Annotated in this window: 16 protein-coding genes; 14 read left to right on the top strand and 2 right to left on the bottom strand. The window is 72.7% G+C overall.

Annotated elements, in window-relative coordinates:
* Nucleotides 1-6 precede the first annotated feature (6 nt).
* The 5 genes from ACPZVR_RS03905 to ACPZVR_RS03885 are packed head-to-tail and all read left to right on the top strand — an operon-like array spanning nucleotide 7 to nucleotide 4,911.
* A complete protein-coding gene (locus ACPZVR_RS03905) occupies nucleotides 7-621 on the top strand; it encodes a hypothetical protein (RefSeq protein ID WP_436698266.1) in 615 nt (204 codons plus the stop codon).
* 9 nt (nucleotides 622-630) lie between these two features.
* Nucleotides 631-888: a type II toxin-antitoxin system CcdA family antitoxin gene (locus ACPZVR_RS03900; RefSeq protein ID WP_436698265.1), complete on the top strand. Its 258-nt coding sequence runs from the start codon at nucleotides 631-633 to the stop codon at nucleotides 886-888.
* Entirely contained in the window at nucleotides 872-1,261 is a 390-nt protein-coding gene (locus ACPZVR_RS03895; RefSeq protein WP_436698264.1) for a type II toxin-antitoxin system VapC family toxin, read from the top strand. The genes ACPZVR_RS03900 and ACPZVR_RS03895 overlap by 17 nt, the downstream gene beginning before the upstream one ends.
* A 36-nt stretch (nucleotides 1,262-1,297) precedes the next feature.
* Complete coding sequence (locus ACPZVR_RS03890; RefSeq protein WP_436698263.1) at nucleotides 1,298-3,094, top strand: ABC transporter ATP-binding protein; 1,797 nt, start codon at nucleotides 1,298-1,300, stop codon at nucleotides 3,092-3,094.
* Nucleotides 3,091-4,911, top strand: a complete 1,821-nt coding sequence (locus ACPZVR_RS03885; RefSeq protein WP_436698262.1) for an ABC transporter ATP-binding protein — start codon at nucleotides 3,091-3,093, stop codon at nucleotides 4,909-4,911. The genes ACPZVR_RS03890 and ACPZVR_RS03885 overlap by 4 nt, the downstream gene beginning before the upstream one ends.
* A gap of 11 nt (nucleotides 4,912-4,922) precedes the next feature.
* Here the strand turns inward: ACPZVR_RS03885 and ACPZVR_RS03880 are convergent, their stop codons facing one another.
* Nucleotides 4,923-8,354, bottom strand: a complete 3,432-nt coding sequence (locus ACPZVR_RS03880; protein WP_436698261.1) for a fibronectin type III domain-containing protein — start codon at nucleotides 8,352-8,354, stop codon at nucleotides 4,923-4,925.
* 164 nt (nucleotides 8,355-8,518) lie between these two features.
* Between ACPZVR_RS03880 and hisI the strand changes: the two genes are divergently transcribed.
* Genes hisI through ACPZVR_RS03860 form a run of 4 tightly spaced genes read left to right on the top strand, consistent with a single transcriptional unit; the run spans nucleotide 8,519 to nucleotide 10,212 of the window.
* Nucleotides 8,519-8,869: a phosphoribosyl-AMP cyclohydrolase gene (hisI, locus tag ACPZVR_RS03875; RefSeq protein ID WP_436698260.1), complete on the top strand. Its 351-nt coding sequence runs from the start codon at nucleotides 8,519-8,521 to the stop codon at nucleotides 8,867-8,869.
* Nucleotides 8,853-9,524, top strand: a complete 672-nt coding sequence (locus tag ACPZVR_RS03870; protein WP_436698259.1) for a Trp biosynthesis-associated membrane protein — start codon at nucleotides 8,853-8,855, stop codon at nucleotides 9,522-9,524. Before hisI ends, ACPZVR_RS03870 begins: the two co-directional genes overlap by 17 nt.
* Before the next feature lie 42 nt (nucleotides 9,525-9,566).
* Complete coding sequence (locus tag ACPZVR_RS03865; RefSeq protein ID WP_436698258.1) at nucleotides 9,567-9,767, top strand: HGxxPAAW family protein; 201 nt, start codon at nucleotides 9,567-9,569, stop codon at nucleotides 9,765-9,767.
* A gap of 4 nt (nucleotides 9,768-9,771) precedes the next feature.
* Nucleotides 9,772-10,212, top strand: a complete 441-nt coding sequence (locus ACPZVR_RS03860) for a DUF2752 domain-containing protein (protein ID WP_436698257.1) — start codon at nucleotides 9,772-9,774, stop codon at nucleotides 10,210-10,212.
* 92 nt (nucleotides 10,213-10,304) lie between these two features.
* On the opposite strand, the gene ACPZVR_RS03855 is transcribed toward ACPZVR_RS03860, so the two are convergent.
* Nucleotides 10,305-10,637: a DUF4190 domain-containing protein gene (locus ACPZVR_RS03855; protein ID WP_436698256.1), complete on the bottom strand. Its 333-nt coding sequence runs from the start codon at nucleotides 10,635-10,637 to the stop codon at nucleotides 10,305-10,307.
* Between the two features lie 182 nt (nucleotides 10,638-10,819).
* Between ACPZVR_RS03855 and trpC the strand changes: the two genes are divergently transcribed.
* Genes trpC through lgt form a run of 5 tightly spaced genes read left to right on the top strand, consistent with a single transcriptional unit; the run spans nucleotide 10,820 to nucleotide 15,336 of the window.
* Nucleotides 10,820-11,644: an indole-3-glycerol phosphate synthase TrpC gene (trpC, locus tag ACPZVR_RS03850; RefSeq protein WP_436698255.1), complete on the top strand. Its 825-nt coding sequence runs from the start codon at nucleotides 10,820-10,822 to the stop codon at nucleotides 11,642-11,644.
* Nucleotides 11,641-12,855 carry a tryptophan synthase subunit beta gene (gene trpB, locus ACPZVR_RS03845; RefSeq protein ID WP_436698254.1) on the top strand — a complete coding sequence of 405 codons (1,215 nt, stop codon included), beginning with the start codon at nucleotides 11,641-11,643 and terminating at the stop codon, nucleotides 12,853-12,855. Before trpC ends, trpB begins: the two co-directional genes overlap by 4 nt.
* A complete protein-coding gene (gene trpA / locus ACPZVR_RS03840; RefSeq protein WP_436698253.1) occupies nucleotides 12,852-13,661 on the top strand; it encodes a tryptophan synthase subunit alpha in 810 nt (269 codons plus the stop codon). Before trpB ends, trpA begins: the two co-directional genes overlap by 4 nt.
* Nucleotides 13,654-14,247, top strand: a complete 594-nt coding sequence (locus tag ACPZVR_RS03835; RefSeq protein ID WP_436698252.1) for an SCO family protein — start codon at nucleotides 13,654-13,656, stop codon at nucleotides 14,245-14,247. The genes trpA and ACPZVR_RS03835 overlap by 8 nt, the downstream gene beginning before the upstream one ends.
* A 39-nt stretch (nucleotides 14,248-14,286) precedes the next feature.
* Nucleotides 14,287-15,336, top strand: a complete 1,050-nt coding sequence (lgt, locus tag ACPZVR_RS03830) for a prolipoprotein diacylglyceryl transferase (RefSeq protein ID WP_436698251.1) — start codon at nucleotides 14,287-14,289, stop codon at nucleotides 15,334-15,336.
* The last annotated feature ends 89 nt before the right edge of the window (nucleotides 15,337-15,425 follow it).

The raw sequence follows: 15,425 nt of genomic DNA, 5'->3' as shown, positions 1-15,425 counted from the left end.
AACAGCGTGCTCGTTTTCACGGCGATCGTGCTGTTCGCTGTCCACAGCGACGATCCGGGAGGCGCACTATCCACAGGGGACCGCGTCGGGCTGGCGGGGCGCGCCTGGCGCGTGCAGGGTGGGGGCTCTCATCCGCACCTCTTCTCGGGAGTCATCGTGCAGGCACCGCTTCACCCATCGGACGGCGTCGTCATCAGCGGCGCCCTCCAGATCACACCGCATCTGAGTCGCGACGCCATGGATCTCCTGCAGGCGATCGCAGCGGCGAGCCTTCGGTCGGCGGTCGACGACACGCCGTCGGCGCTCGTCGACCAGTTGGCGCCTGGGCATCCGGACGGCCCGAGCCCCTGGGTCTCATGCCCGGAGGGCTGCTGTCTCGACATGAATGACGACACCTACATACGGATCGATGCGATCGAGCCGTGGCTGTCCTATCTCGTCGGAACACTCCTCGTCGATCATTCCTTCTCGGGTGCGCTCATGCTCTGGGACTGTGCGGAGCGCACCTTCTCGGCGCTCGTGGTCGACGGCACCCGGGTCTGCCGGAAACCGGTCCTCCGACGCCGCGACCGCACGGGAGGCCGACGGGCGAGAGCACTTCAGCCCGTCGAAAGTGTGTAACATGTGTGTATGGCGCGTCTCAACGTCTACGTCCCCGACGAACTCGCCGTTCGTGCGCGGGCGGCGGGACTCAACGTGTCGAAGCTGACCCAGGAGGCGATCGAGACCGAACTGCAACGTCGGGACCTGCGGGCATGGATGGAACGGGTCCGGGCGAGTCCGCCGCTCGAAGAGATCCCTCGCGAGGAGCACCAGCGCATCATGGACGAGGTGCGCGACGAGTTCGGCATGCGTTGGGACGAGGTCGACGATGCGCGCGGTGATTGATGCCTCGTCGGTCGTCGACCTGCTCGAGTCCACTTCGGTTGCAGCGAGAACCCGAGAGATCGTCGGTGATGGTCCGCTCCACGCGCCTGATCTGGTCACGGCCGAAGTGGTGTCGGCGCTCGCTCGCCGCGCGAGGGCTGGGTGGCGCGGCACTGACCGTGCGCTACGGGTTTTCGGCGAGATGCCGATCACAAGACACGACAGTCATCCGCTGCTGTCAGAGGCGTGGCGGCTGCGCGGCAATATTCGGGTGACCGACGGCTTCTATGTGGCGCTGGCCCGCTCGCTCGGCGTACCGCTGGTCACCTCGGACGCTCGACTCGGACGTGCGGTCGAGCAGCAGGCACTCTGCGACGTACGCACCGTCTCGTGAGGAATAGGCTCGCGCGACAGCGGGTTGCGGGGTGAAGTGAGCACAGGAAGCGGTACGACGACCGCCGGGTTCGGCGTGCTCTGGGTGGCCATCAAGCGCGAGCCGTGGATCTTCGCCGTCTCGACGGTCGGCAGCGTGCTCTTCGGTGCGCTGACCGTGGCCGACGCCTGGGTGCTCGGCTGGTCGACCGACCACGTGGTGATCCCGGCGTTCCGGGACGGCGAGATCGGGGCCGGCCTGCTCTGGGCGGTGCTCGGCCTGTTCGTCGGCGTGGCGATCCTGCGCGCCGTCGGGATCGTGGCGCGTCGCCTGGGCGCCGGTGTCATGCAGTACCGCATGCAGGCCCACAGCCGCCGCGCCGTCACCCGCCAGTACCTCCGCCTCCCGATGGCCTGGCACCAGAAGCACCCCACGGGCGAGCTGCTCTCCAACGCCAACGCCGACGTCGAGGCGGCCTGGGGGCCGATCGCGCCGCTGCCGATGGCCGTCGGCACCGTGGCGATGATGGTCATCGCCGTCGTGCAGATGCTGGTCACCGACCTGGTGCTCGCCGCCGTCGGCCTGCTGGTCTTCCCGTTGGTCATCGGCGTCAACATCGTCTACCAGCGCCTCGCCCAGGGCTGGGCGACCCGTGCCCAGGAGCTGCGCGCCGAGCTGTCCGAGATCGCCCACGAGTCGTTCGACGGCGCGCTGGTCGTCAAGACGCTCGGGCGGGAGCCGGAGGAGACCCAGCGGTTCCGCGCCAAGGCGGAGGAGCTGTGTGAGGCCAACATCAAGGTCGGCCGGATCCGCGCCGCCTTCGACCCGGCGCTGGCGGCCCTGCCGAGCCTGGCCGTGCTCGTCGTCCTGGTGATCGGGGTGCACCGGGTGGTGTCCGGCGCCACCGTCGCCGGCGACGTGGTCACCGTGACCTACCTGCTGACCGTCGTGGCGTTCCCGATCCGGTCGATCGGCTGGCTGCTGGGCGATTTCCCGCGCAGCGTCGTCGGCTTTCGGCGGGTGGCCGCGGTGCTCGCCGCCTCCGGCGCGATGGAGTACGGCGACCGGCCGCTCCCCGCGCGTGCCGGCGGTGCCCGGCTCGAGGTCGACAGGGCCGCCTTCGGCTACACCCCCGACCGGCCGCTGCTGCGTGACCTCAGCTTCGACGTCGCTCCGGGCCGCACCGTGGCTCTCGTCGGCGCGACCGCCTCCGGCAAGAGCACCCTGGTCGGATTGCTCGCCCGGTTGGTCGACGTCGAGGCGGGTGCGATCCGGATCGACGGCACCGACCTGCGCGAGCTGCGCCAGGGCGGTCTCGCGGAGGCGCTCGCGGTCGTCCCGCAGACGGCCTTCCTGTTCGACGACACCGTCCGCGGCAATGTGACGCTCGGGCGTGGCGCGGGGGACGGTGAGCCGACCGACGAGGAGGTCTGGGCGGCGCTGCGCACGGCCCAGGCCGACGGCTTCGTCGCCGCCCTGCCCGACGGCCTCGACACCCGGCTGGGGGAGCGGGGGACCTCGCTGTCCGGCGGTCAGCGGCAGCGGCTGGCGCTGGCCCGCGCGCTCGTGCGGCGCCCGCGCCTGCTGGTGCTCGACGACGCCACCTCCGCGGTCGATCCCGAGGTCGAGGCCCGGATCCTGGCCGGTCTCGGCTCGGAGGACACCACGCTCGTCGTCGTCGCCTATCGCAAGGCCACGATCGGTCTGGCCGACGAGGTGCTCTATCTCGTCGACGGGCGGATCGCGGACCGCGGCCCGCACGCCGAGCTGGTCGTCCGCAACGCCGACTACGCCCGGCTCGTCAACGCCTACGAGACCGAGCACGAGAACGACGTCGTGGAGGTCGCCCCGTGAGCACCACCCTGCGCACCCCCGAGCACACCCGCCTCGCCACCGGCGAGGACATCGGCGCGTGGGAGACCATCCGCCGCGGCGTACGGCACTCGCCGGAGCTGGTGGAGGGCATGGGCTGGACCCTCGTCCTCGCCGTGCTGGCGTCGGTCGGCCAGGTCGTGGTGCCGATCGCCGTGCAGCAGACCGTGGACAAGGGCCTGCGCGGCCCCGAGGGGCCCGACCCCTCCTTCACCGCCTGGCTCGCCCTCGCCGCGGCCGTCGCGATCGTGGTGACCAGCTGGGCGTCGTACGCCATGACGGCCCGGCTGTTCTCCTCCGCCGAGCGCGGTCTGGCGACGCTGCGGATCAAGGCGTTCCGGCACGTCCACGACCTGCCGCTGCTCACGCAGAACACCGAGCGCCGCGGAGCGCTCGTCTCCCGGGTGACGAGCGACGTCGACCAGGTCAGTCAGTTCCTCGTGTTCGGCGGGCTGATCTTCGTCGTCAGCGTCGGGCAGATCCTCATCGCGACGGTCGTGATGATCTTCTACAGTTGGCAGCTCGCGCTGGTCGTGTGGATCTGCTTCGCGCCGCTCTTCTTGAGCCTGCGCTACTTCCAGCGCAAGCTGTCCGCCGCCTACGGCACCGTACGACGCCAGGTCGGCGTGCTGCTCTCCGCGGTCTCCGAGCCGGTGGTGGGCGCGGCGGTCGTGAAGTCGTACGCGATCGAGGCGCGCACGCAGGAGCGGATCGACACCGCCATCGACACCCACAAGGCGGCGAGCACCCGTGCCCAGGGCTTCACGGCCTTCTCGTTCAGCCTCGGCGGCATCTCGGCCGGCGTCGCGAACGCCGGCGTGCTGATCGTCGGCATCTGGCTGGGCCAGGGCTTCGCCTGGGGGGAGGGGATCACCGCCGGCGAGGTGCTCGCGTTCGCGTTCCTGGTGACGCTGTTCGTCGGCCCGGTGCAGATGGGCACCCAGATCCTCACCGACGCACAGAACGCCATCGCGGGCTGGCGGCGCGTGATCGGCATCCTGGACACCCCGGCCGACCTCGTCGATCCCGGCCCGGACGGGCAGGTCCTGCCGAAGGGCGCGATCGACGTCCGGTTCGACGGGGTCTCGTTCGCCTACCCCGGCGGGTCCCCGGTCCTGAGCGACATCGACCTGGAGATCCCCGCCGGCCAGCGGGTCGCGGTCGTGGGCGAGACCGGCTCGGGCAAGTCGACGATCGCCAAGCTGCTGACCCGGCTGATGGACCCCGGTCGCGGCCGGGTCCTGCTCGACGGCATCGACCTGCGCGAGATCGCCGAGCACGCGCTGCGCCGCAGTGTCGTGCTCGTGCCGCAGGAGGGCTTCCTCTTCGACGACACCCTCGCCGCCAACGTCCGCTACGGACGGCTGGGCGCCACCGAGGCCGACATCCGCGAGGCCGCCGAGACGATCGGCCTCGGCGACTGGCTGGCCGGACTGCCCGCCGGGGTCGAGACCCGGGTCGGTCAGCGCGGGGAGGCGCTCTCAGCGGGGGAGCGGCAGCTCGTCGCGCTGCTGCGTGCCCAGCTCGCCGACCCGGACCTGCTGGTCCTCGACGAGGCCACCAGTGCGGTCGACCCCGAGCTGGAGACCCGGATCGGCCGGGCGCTCGAGCGGCTGATGAGCGGGCGCACCTCGGTGACGATCGCCCACCGGCTCTCGACGGCCGAGGCCGCCGACGTCGTGGTCGTCGTCGACCGCGGCCGCATCGTCCAGCACGGACCGCACGACGTGCTCGTGCGGCAGGAGGACACGCCCTACGCCCGGCTGCACGCGTCCTGGGTCGCCCAGCACGGCCGGTAGGCCGTCCTCTCCTAGGAGCGCTGGACCCGGATGGTCGTGGCGCGGCTCGCCTTCGCCTCGCCCACCTCGTTGGCCGCGACGACGCTCACCCGGTAGGTGCCCGGGACGACGTTGCGGAGCACGAAGCGGTGCTTGGTCGGCGCGAGCTCCCAGGACCTGCCGTTCACCCGGACGACGTACCGGGTCAGCGGTGCGCCGTGCTCGGCGGGCTGGCGCCACCGCACGACCAGGCGCGCGCGCTCGCCCTTGACGGCGACGCTCGGCTTGGCGACGCGTCCCGGCCGGCGGGAGGGCACGACGCCGTTGGACGGGGCCGACGCCTCGCTCGTGCCGGCCGCCGACGTCGCGGCCACGGTGAAGGTGTAGGTCGTCCCGTTGACCAGGCCCGGGACGACGACCTCGCGGGCGTCGGCACCGACCATCGTCCGCTGGCCGCCGGGGAGGGTGGTCACGACGTAGCCGGTGATGGGGGAGCCGTTGCCGTCCGCCGTCGTCCAGCGGACCGTCGCGGAGCGGTTGCCCCGCTCGGCGCTGACCGAGGCCGGCGCGTCGGGCGTGCCCGGCGTCTGCCCGGGTGCCGGGGCCGGCGTCACCGGGGCGGACGCGGCGGACGGCGTGCCGTTGCCGACGTCGTTGGTGGCGATGACCGTGAAGGTGTACGCCGTGCCGTTGGTCAGGCCGGTGACCGTGCAGGTGAGCTCGGTGGCCGTCGCGCACGCGCCGCCCGCGGGCGAGCTGAGGACGGTGTAGCGCTCGACCGGCGCACCGTTCCCGTCCGCGGCACTCCAGGTCACGACAGCGGAGGCGTCGCCCCCGACGGCACCGGGCCGGGCGACCGTGCTCGGCACACCCGCCGGGGTGATCGCGCTCGACGGCGTCGAGGCCGGTCCGTCGCCGAGAGCGTTGGTCGCCAGCACGGTGAAGGTGTAGGCCGTCCCGTTGTCGAGTCCGTCGACGACGGCAGCGGTCGTGGTGCCCGCGACGACGACCTGTCGTCCGCCGGGCGCCGCCTTCACGGTGTAGGCCGTGACGCTCGAGCCGTTCCCCGACGCCACGTCCCAGGTGACGGTGGCGGCGCGGTCCCCGCGGGTGGCGGCGACCCCGGTCACCCGCTGCGGGACCGCGGCCGGGGTGACCGCGGCGGACGGCTGCGAGGGGGTGCTGTCGCCCGCGACGTTGGTGGCGACGACGCTGAACGTGTAGGCGGTGCCGTTCGTCAGGCCGTCCACCGTGGCGGTCGTGGCGTCCCCGGCCACGGACGCGGTCCTGCCGCCCGGCGCCGCGGTGACGGTGTAGCCGGTCACGACGGCACCGTTCCCGCTCGGTGCGCTCCAGGTGACGGTGGCGGAGGCGTTGCCACGGACCGCGGTGGGCCGGGCGACCTGGCCGGGGCGTCCGGCCGGGACCACCTCGTTCGACGGGGCGGAGACGGCACCGGAGCCCAGGGTGTTCGCGGCGGTGACGGTGAAGGTGTACGCCGTGCCGTTGGTCAGGCCGTCGACCGTCGCTGCCGTGGAGGTGCCGTCGACGATGACGGTCCGCCCACCCGGCATCGCCCTGACCGTGTACGCCGTGACGGCGTACCCGTTGCCGCCCGCGGCGGGCCAGGTGATCCGGGCGCCCCCGTCGCGCCGCTCGGCGCTGGGCGCGGCGACCTGATCGGGCACCGCTCCGGGCACGACGCCGGACGACGGGTCGGACGCCGCCCCGTCGCCGATGGCGTTGGTGGCGCGCACGGTGAAGGTGTAGCTGGTGCCGTTCGTGAGGCCGGGCACGGTCGCGCGGGTGGTGGAGCCGTCGACGGTCACGCTGGCGCCGCCGGGGGCGGCGACGACCGTGTAGCCGGTCACGGGCGATCCGTTGCCGTTCGCGGCACTCCAGACGACGGTCGCCGACCGGTCGGCGCGGGCCGCGATCGGCTGGGCGACCTTGAGCGGGACGCCCGCGGGCGTCACGGCGCCGGACGGCTCCGAGGCGGGGCCGTCGCCACTCGCGTTGGTGGCCCGCACGGTGAAGGTGTAGGAGGTGCCGTTGGTCAGCCCGGTGACGGTCGCCGCCCGCTTGGTGCCGTCGACCGTGACGAGGTTGCCCCCGGGCGACGTGGTCACGGTGTATTTCGTCACGTCCTGGCTCTCGTTGCCCTCATCGGTCCACGTCACGGTCGCGGAGCCGTCACCGGCGGTGGCGGTCGGCGTGGCGACGCGGTGGGGAGGTCCGACCGGGACGACACCGCCCGACGGGGCGGACGGGGCGCCGGTCCCCACGGCGTTGGTGGCCCGCACGGTGAAGGTGTAGCCCGTGCCGTTCGTCAGACCGGTCACCGTGGCGCTCGTCGTGTCGCCGTCCACGCTCACCTCGCGGCCCCCGGGGCTCGCGGTCACGGTGTAGGCGGTGATCTCGGCGCCGTTGCCGTCGGCCGCAGCCCAGGTGACGGTCGCGGACTCGTTGCCCCGCGCGGCGACGGGGGTGCCCGGCGCGCCGGGCAGCCCGGCCGGAGTGGTCGCCTCGGAGGCGGGGGACAGGGGGCTGTTGCCCAGCGCGTTGCTCGCCACGACGGTGAAGGTGTAGGCCTCGCCGTTCTGGAGTCCCGTGACCGTGCAGCTCAGGCCGTCGGTCGCGGCGCAGGCCTTGCCACCGGGGCTGGCCACGACGGTGTAGCTGGTGATCGGCGAGCCGTTGTCGGCGGGCGCCGTCCACGACACGGTCACGCTCCCGTCGCCGCGGGCGGCGGTCGGCCGGGCGACGCGGCTGGGCGGCCCGACCGTGGCGTCGGTCGGTGCGGAGGTCGCGATGCCGGTCAGGTCGCCGACGGTGTTGTAGACGCGGACCGAGATCTGCTGGCCGGCGTCCGCGGCGAGCGGCGTGTACGACGTCCCGGTGGCCCCCGGGACCGGGATGCCCGCCACCAGCCACTGCCGCGCGAAGGTGCCGGTGGCGCTCCAGGTGCCGTGGTCGGCGCTGAGGGGTACGCCGACCACCGGCGTACCACCGCCCGCGCTGGTGATCGCCGGAGCCGTGGTGCTCGTCGGCGAGGACGCGCCCGTCGAGGCCTTGACCGTCACGGTGCCCGAGGTCGCGCTGGCGTCGGCGTAGCCCTCGTGCGAGGCCGTGACCCGCACGCTGAACTTGCGCCCGCCGATGACCCAAGGGCTGACCGTTGGCGTGTACGTCGGTGCCGTCGCCCCTGCGATCGCGTCGCCGTTCATCAGCCACTGATAGGCGAACTCCGTGTCCGACGCCGGCTCCCACACGCCTGGATCCGCCCGGAGCTCCGAGCCCGACCCGGCGGTGCCGCCGATCGTCGGCGGCAGCGCGTTCGTGACGGGCGGCAGTGGGTCCGCGGTCGCGGAGCCCGCGGGGACCACGAGCACGGCGAGCGCCAGCAGGAGGGTCGTGACCGGCGCGAGCAGGATCAGGGCTGCGCGACGAGCGCGGGGGGACATGGTGCCTCCAGGGACAGGGATCGGTACGGCGCAGCCGAGCCCCCGATGGCGCGGTGACGTTGCGGCGCTCAACGAGAACGTGTTCACATTCGTTACGGACGCCGGGTGACGCCGGCACGGACGCCGGGCGACGCCCGCTGGCCCGGTTCGCGATACTGGAGCCTGTGAGTTCCCTCGACCCGGCCCTGGCCGACCGCCTCCACCGCACCCCCGACGGGCTGGTCCCGGCGATCGTGCAGCAGCACGACTCCGGGGAGGTGCTCATGCTCGCGTGGATGGACGACACCGCCCTGCACCGCACGCTCACCACCGGCCGGGCGACGTACTGGAGCCGCTCGCGCCAGGAGTACTGGGTCAAGGGCGAGACCTCGGGCAACCCGCAGCTGGTCAAGGAGGTGCGCCTCGACTGCGACGGCGACACCCTGCTCGTCAAGGTCGACCAGATCGGCGTGGCCTGCCACACCGGGACCCGCACCTGCTTCGACGACGGACTGCTCGATGGCTCCGCGGACTGACGCGCGCGCCACCTTCGGTCCCGTCGTCCTGCTCGGACTCGCGGCGAGCGGCTTCGCCGCGGTGGCGGGCCACCGGGAGATGCTGTCGATCCCCGAGGCGACCGTGACCGCCGCCGGCGGGCTGGCCCCCAGCGTGCAGGAGCGCTCCGTCGAGTTCCCCCTCGCCGGCGCCCTCGCCCTCGTCGCCCTGGCCGCCTGGGGTGTGCTGCTCGTGACCCGCGGCGTGACCCGCCGCGTCGCGGCGCTCCTGGCGCTCGCGGCGTCCCTCGGCATCGGCGTCGTGGTGGTCGTCGGCGGATTCGTCCAGGACGGCGACGCGGCGGCGGACCTCGCGACCCGGCTCGGGCTCAACCTCGCGGCGGTCGACGTCGAGCGCACCGTCTGGCTGTGGGTCGCGCTCGGCTGCTCCCTGCTGGCGGTGGTGGCCGCGGGAGCCGCGGTCCGCCTGGTCCCCGGCTGGCCGGAGATGGGCAGCCGGTACGACGCCCCGACCTCGACCTCCGCACCGGGCCGGCCGGACGCGTCGTCGGCCACGGACCGGACGGCGGCCGAGCAGTCCAACCTCGATCTGTGGAAGTCCCTGGACGAGGGCCACGACCCGACCGACGACCCGACCGACGACCCGACGGGCGGTCGCGGTCCGGCGACCCCCTAGAATCGGCCATGATCCACCCGTACGAGCGAGGAGTTCCCACCCATGGCCGACAACCACGGCAACACCCCCGCGGCCTGGACTGCCGTCCTGGTCTCGCTGGTCGGCTTCGTCCTGGGTGCGATCGGCATGTCCATCAGCCCGCTCAACTGGGTGCTGTTCTGGGTCGGCACCGCGGTCATCGTCGCCGGTGGCGTCGTCTTCCTGGTGATGGCCAAGATGGGGCTGCACGAGTCGGGTCACTGACCCCGTGAGCCTCGCGGCGACCGCCGTCCGGGCCACCGACGCGAACTCGCGCCGGCGGCGGATGACGGCGCCGCTCCTCGTCGCCGGCGGCATCGCGGCCGCGACGATCGCCCTGCACCTCCGCGACCCCCACGACCAGGGGAGCTGGGGGATGTGCCCGTCGGCTGCCCTCGGCTTCGCCTGCCCCGGCTGCGGCGGGCTGCGCGCGGTCAACGACCTGTCCCACCTGCGGCTCCTCGAGGCCGCGTCGAGCAACCTCCTCTTCGTGGCGACGATCCCGCTGTTCGGGTGGGTCTTCTGGCGCTGGGCCGCGGGCCGCTGGACCGGTCGCGCCTGGGAGCCCGACACCCGCACCGTCGCGCGGGTCTCCGCGGTGCTCATCGCGGTCATGGTGGTCTTCGCGGTCGTACGCAACATCCCCGCGGGCGCCTGGCTCGCTCCCTGAGCCGCTCCGAGCCCGCCGCCTCCTCCGGCCCGGACGCACGACGCCCCCTGTCCCGACCGGGACAGGGGGCGTCGTGAGGTCCGCCGACCGGCTCAGCTGTCGCCGAGCGCCAGGGCGAAGATGATGCCGTAGACCACGATGCCGACGACCATCAGGATCGTCGCGATCATGCCGCAGATCCGGCCGGCGTTGATCGTGCCGCGGTTGGTGTAGGCGGTCGGGTTGGCGTCGATCTCCTGGATGGCCTTGTTGCCCATCACCCACGCCGCGATGCCCAGCGGGCCACAGCAGACGAGGCCCAGGATGCCGAGGATCAAGATGGTGGTGCCCTGCGGGTGGTCGCCCCCGCCGAAGCCCCCGGCGCCGTAGCCGCCGGCCGGCGGCGGGGGCGGGGTGCCGTAGTTGGGCGGCTCGTTGTAGCTCACGTTGGGTCCCTTCTCAGGTCTGCAGGTGTCGTGGGGCCCGACCGAGTTCCGGGCGGTGTGTGGAACCCTAACGGCCGCGTGCCACACTCGACACCATCCGTCGGTGTTTCGGTGTCGTCGGACCTTGCCCACCCGGGCGGGCTTTGAACCTGCCCACGCCAGAAACGTCACGGAGGCGTCAGATGTCGGCCCCCCAGGCCCCCCAGCCCACGGTGCTCGACGGGATCGTCGCCGGAGTCCTCGACGACCTCGCCGTCCGCCGGGAGATCACCTCCGAGGCCGACCTGCGCGCCGCCCTCGCCGACGTCGACCCGCCGCGGGACCCGATGCCGCACTTCCGGGCGCCCGGCTCGAGCGTGATCGCCGAGGTGAAGCGGCGCAGCCCCAGCAAGGGCGCGTTGGCCGAGATCCCCGACCCCGCCGCGCTGGCGCGGGAGTACGCCGCCGGCGGCGCCGCCGCGATCAGCGTGCTGACCGAGCAGCGTCGCTTCGGCGGCAGCCTCGACGACCTGCGCGCGGTCCGGGCGGCCGTCGACGTGCCCGTGCTGCGCAAGGACTTCATCGTGACCGAGTACCAGCTGCTCGAGGCCCGCGCGGCCGGGGCGGACCTGGCGCTGCTGATGGCGGTCTCCCTGCCGGGCGACCTGCTGCGCCGGCTCCACGACTACGCCCGCGAGCTGGGGCTGACGGTCCTCCTCGAGGTCCATGACGAGGAGGAGACGGCTCGCGCCGTCGAGGTCGGCGCCGAGGTGATCGGCGTCAACGCCCGCGACCTCAAGACCCTCGAGGTCGACCCGTCCGTCTTCGGCCGCCTCGCGCCCCACATCCCCGACGACCGGGTCAAGGTCGCCGAGTCCGGCATCTTCGGGCCCGCCGACGTGGAGCGGTTCGTCGGCGAGGGCGCCGACGTGGTCCTGGTCGGGGAGGCGCTCGTGAAGGACGGTGCCCCCCAGCGGGCAGTGGCGGCCATGACAGGCCTGCGGAGGATGGAGCAGAGGCAGGGATGAGCACGTACGAGGCCGATGCGCTCGGCTGGTTCGGTGGTCCGGGCGCGTTCGGCGGCCGCTTCATGCCGGAGGCGCTGATCGCGGCGCTCGACGAGCTCGACGTCGCCTGGCGCGAGGCGATGGCCGACCCGGCCTTCACCGCGGAGTTCGACCGGCTGCTTCGGGAGTACGCCGGGGTGCCCAGCATGCTCTACGACGCGACCCGGCTCTCCGAGCACGCCGGTGCCCGGATCCTCCTCAAGCGCGAGGACCTCAACCACACCGGCGCCCACAAGATCCGCAACGTGCTCGGCCAGGCCCTGCTGACCCAGCGGATGGGCAAGACCCGGGTCATCGCCGAGACGGGTGCCGGACAGCACGGCGTCGCGTCGGCCACCGCCGCGGCGTACCTCGGGCTCGACTGCACCGTCTACATGGGCGAGGTCGACACCGAGCGCCAGGCGCTCAACGTGGCGCGGATGCAGCTGCTCGGTGCCGAGGTGATCCCGGTGACGAGCGGTTCGCGGACCCTCAAGGACGCCATCAACGAGGCGTTGCGCGACTGGGTCGCCAGCGTCGACGAGACCGCCTACCTGTTCGGCACCGCCGCCGGGCCCCATCCGTTCCCGAGCCTGGTGCTCAGCTTCGTGCGCGGCATCGGTGACGAGGCGCGCCGGCAGTGTCTGGACCAGTTCGGTGCCCTGCCCGACGCGGTCGCGGCGTGCGTGGGCGGCGGGTCCAACGCGATCGGCCTGTTCGCGGGCTTCGTCGACGATCCCGACGTCGCGATCTACGGCTTCGAGGCGGGCGGCGACGGCGTCGAGACCGGTCGTCACGCGGCGACCATCTTCGCCGGCTCGATCGGCGTGCTGCACGGGGCGCGCACCTTCGTATTGCAGGACGACGACGGCCAGACCATCGAGTCGCACTCGATCTCCGCGGGCCTCGACTACCCGGGCGTCGGGCCCCAGCACTCCGCGCTCTCGGCGGCCGGCCGGGCGACCTACCTGCCGGTGACCGACGCCGAGGCGATGGACGCGATGGCGCTGCTGGCCCGCACCGAGGGCATCATCCCGGCGGTCGAGTCGGCGCACGCCGTCGCCGGTGCCCTGCGGATCGCGAAGGAGCAGCCGGGCCGGACCATCCTGGTCAACCTCTCCGGGCGCGGTGACAAGGACATGGGCACCGCCCTGGAGTACTTCGGGCTGGGCACGGCGGGGGAGAAGAAGTGAGCAGCACCAGCACCGCGTTCGCGAAGGCGCGGGCCGAGGGACGTGTGGCGCTCGTCGGCTACCTGCCGGCCGGATTCCCCGACGTCGACGGCAGTATCGCCGCGCTGAAGGCCATGGTCGCGGCCGGCTGCGACGTCATCGAGATCGGCCTGCCCTACAGCGATCCCGTCATGGACGGCCCGACCATCCAGGCCGCCGCGCAGCAGGCGCTCGACGCGGGGGTGCGGACCTCCGACGTGCTGCGCGTCGTCGAGGCGGTCGCCGCCACGGGCACGCCGACGCTCGTGATGACCTACTGGAACCCCGTCGAGAAGTACGGCGTCGAGCGCTTCGCCCAGCAGTTGGCGGATGCCGGGGGAGCGGGGCTGATCACGCCCGATCTCACGCCCGACTTCGCGCCGGAGTGGATCGCCGCGGCCGACGCGCGCGACCTCGACAAGGTCTTCCTCGTCGCGCCGTCCTCGACCGACGAGCGGATCGCGATGACCACGGCCGCCTCGCGCGGCTTCGTCTACGCGACCGGCATCATGGGCGTCACCGGCACGAAGCAGGCCACCGCGGCGGGGGTGGCGCCGCTGATCGCCCGGACCAAGGCACTGAGCCCCGCCGGGAGCGACCTGCCGGTCGGGGTCGGTGTCGGAGTCAGCTCCGGCGCCCAGGCGGCGGAGCTGGCGTCGTACGCCGACGGGGTGATCGTGGGCTCCGCCTTCGTCCGCGCCCTGCTCGACCACCCCGGCGACCGCGCGGCCGGACTCGCGGCGCTCGCCGCGCTGACCGAGGAGCTGGCCGGGGGTGTCCGTGCGTAGGCTCGCTGTGCTGGTCGCCCTGGTCGGGCTCCTCGCCTCCGGGTGCAGCGCTGCGCCGGAGGAGTTCACCGGCAGCCGGCTCAAGAACCCCTACCAGGCGGCCGACATCGCGCTCACCGACACCAGCGGGGCGCCGTACTCCCTCGGCTCCGACACCACCAAGCCGCTCACGGTCGTGTTCTTCGGCTACACCCACTGCCCCGACTTCTGCCCGATGGTCATGAACAACCTCGCGGCGGCGATGAACCGGCTCGACTCCGAGGACCGCGAGGCCGTGGACGTCGTCTTCGTGACGACCGACCCCGCCCGGGACGACCAGCAGACGCTGCGGACCTATCTCGACCAGTACGACAAGGACTTCATCGGCCTCACCGGCGACCTCGACACCATCATCGACGTGGGCGATCCGCTCGCCATCTACGTGAACGACGGCGTCAAGCTGCCCTCGGGCGGCTACGACCTCGGCGGCCACTCCACCTTCACCCTCGCCATCGACAGCAGCCACCAGGCGATCGCGCTGTGGAACCAGGAGACCTCCAGCGCGGAGTTCGCCGCCGACATCCACACGCTGCTGACCGAGGACTGATCCCCGCCCATCGTTGGCCCGCACCCGTCAGGAGTCGCCGTGCTTCCCGAGATCCCCACTGTGATCGCCGCCAGCATCCCGAGCCCGTCCGAGGGCGTCTGGAACCTCGGGCCGTTCCCGCTGCGCGGCTACGCCCTGTGCATCATCCTCGGCATCGTCGTGGCGATCTGGATCGGCGAGCGCCGGTGGCGGGCGCGCGGCGGCACGATCGGCGAGGTCCAGGACGTCGCCATCTGGGCGGTGCCCTTCGGCCTCGTCGGCGCGCGGCTCTACCACGTCGCCACCGACTGGAAGAACTACTTCGGCGCCGACGGCGACCCGGTGGAGGCCCTCTACGTCTGGCACGGCGGGCTCGGCATCTGGGGCGGCGTCGCCCTGGGGGCGGTGGGCGCCTGGATCGGCGCGCGGCGCAAGGGGATCAAGCTGCTGCCGCTCCTCGACGCGCTCGCGCCCGGCGTCCTCGTCGCGCAGGCGATCGGGCGGTGGGGCAACTGGTTCAACCAGGAGCTGTACGGACGCCCGACGGACCTGCCCTGGGGACTGAAGATCGACAGCGACCACTTCAGCAGCGCCTACCTGGCCAGCACGGACTACCGGGACGCCCTCGCCGCCAACGGCGGGATCCCGCCCGAGTTCGTGACCTTCCACCCGACCTTCCTCTACGAGTGCCTGTGGAACCTCGCGGCCTTCGCGCTCATCATCTGGCTCGACCGCCGGTTCCGGCTCGGTCACGGTCGGGTGATGGCGATCTACGTGATGGCCTACACACTCGGCCGCGGGTGGATCGAGTACATCCGCATCGACGACGTCCAGCTCAACGACGTCCTCGGACTGCGGTTCAACGTGTGGACCTCGATCGTCCTCTTCGTGCTCGCCGCGGCCTACTACGTCTGGTCCGCGAAGAACCTCCCCGGCCGTGAGGAGAGCGTCTACACCGACGCGCGCCCGGCCGGCGAGGAGACCGACGGCCTCGAGTCTGCTGAGACCGAGCCCGCCGACGAGCCCGCTGAGCCCGTCGAGGCCGGGTCCGCCGAGGCGGCGCCCGCCGCCGATGTGACGGGCGACGCATCCACCAAGGAAACAGAGTGAACACCGGCAGTTGACATGCTGCTAACCTGAAGCCTCCGCCGCGTGGGCCAACGCCGTCCCTTGCGCCCCACCTTCTGTGGTTCCGAACG

This window comes from Nocardioides segetis (assembly GCF_051390595.1).
Lineage (GTDB): Bacteria > Actinomycetota > Actinomycetes > Propionibacteriales > Nocardioidaceae > Nocardioides.
Note: the sequence above shows the minus strand (reverse complement) of the source record. Positions and strands in the feature narration are given on the sequence as shown.

Excerpts from the sequence above, each read along its gene's own strand:
- ACPZVR_RS03865 (WP_436698258.1), top strand. The coding sequence starts at position 9,567 with ATGGCCGACAACCACGGCAACACCCCCGCGGCCTGGACTGCCGTCCTG.
- ACPZVR_RS03900 (WP_436698265.1), top strand. The coding sequence starts at position 631 with ATGGCGCGTCTCAACGTCTACGTCCCCGACGAACTCGCCGTTCGTGCG.
- trpB (WP_436698254.1), top strand. The coding sequence starts at position 11,641 with ATGAGCACGTACGAGGCCGATGCGCTCGGCTGGTTCGGTGGTCCGGGC.
- ACPZVR_RS03880 (WP_436698261.1), bottom strand. The coding sequence starts at position 8,354 with ATGTCCCCCCGCGCTCGTCGCGCAGCCCTGATCCTGCTCGCGCCGGTC.
- ACPZVR_RS03870 (WP_436698259.1), top strand. The coding sequence starts at position 8,853 with ATGGCTCCGCGGACTGACGCGCGCGCCACCTTCGGTCCCGTCGTCCTG.
- ACPZVR_RS03895 (WP_436698264.1), top strand. The coding sequence starts at position 872 with ATGCGCGCGGTGATTGATGCCTCGTCGGTCGTCGACCTGCTCGAGTCC.
- trpC (WP_436698255.1), top strand. The coding sequence starts at position 10,820 with ATGTCGGCCCCCCAGGCCCCCCAGCCCACGGTGCTCGACGGGATCGTC.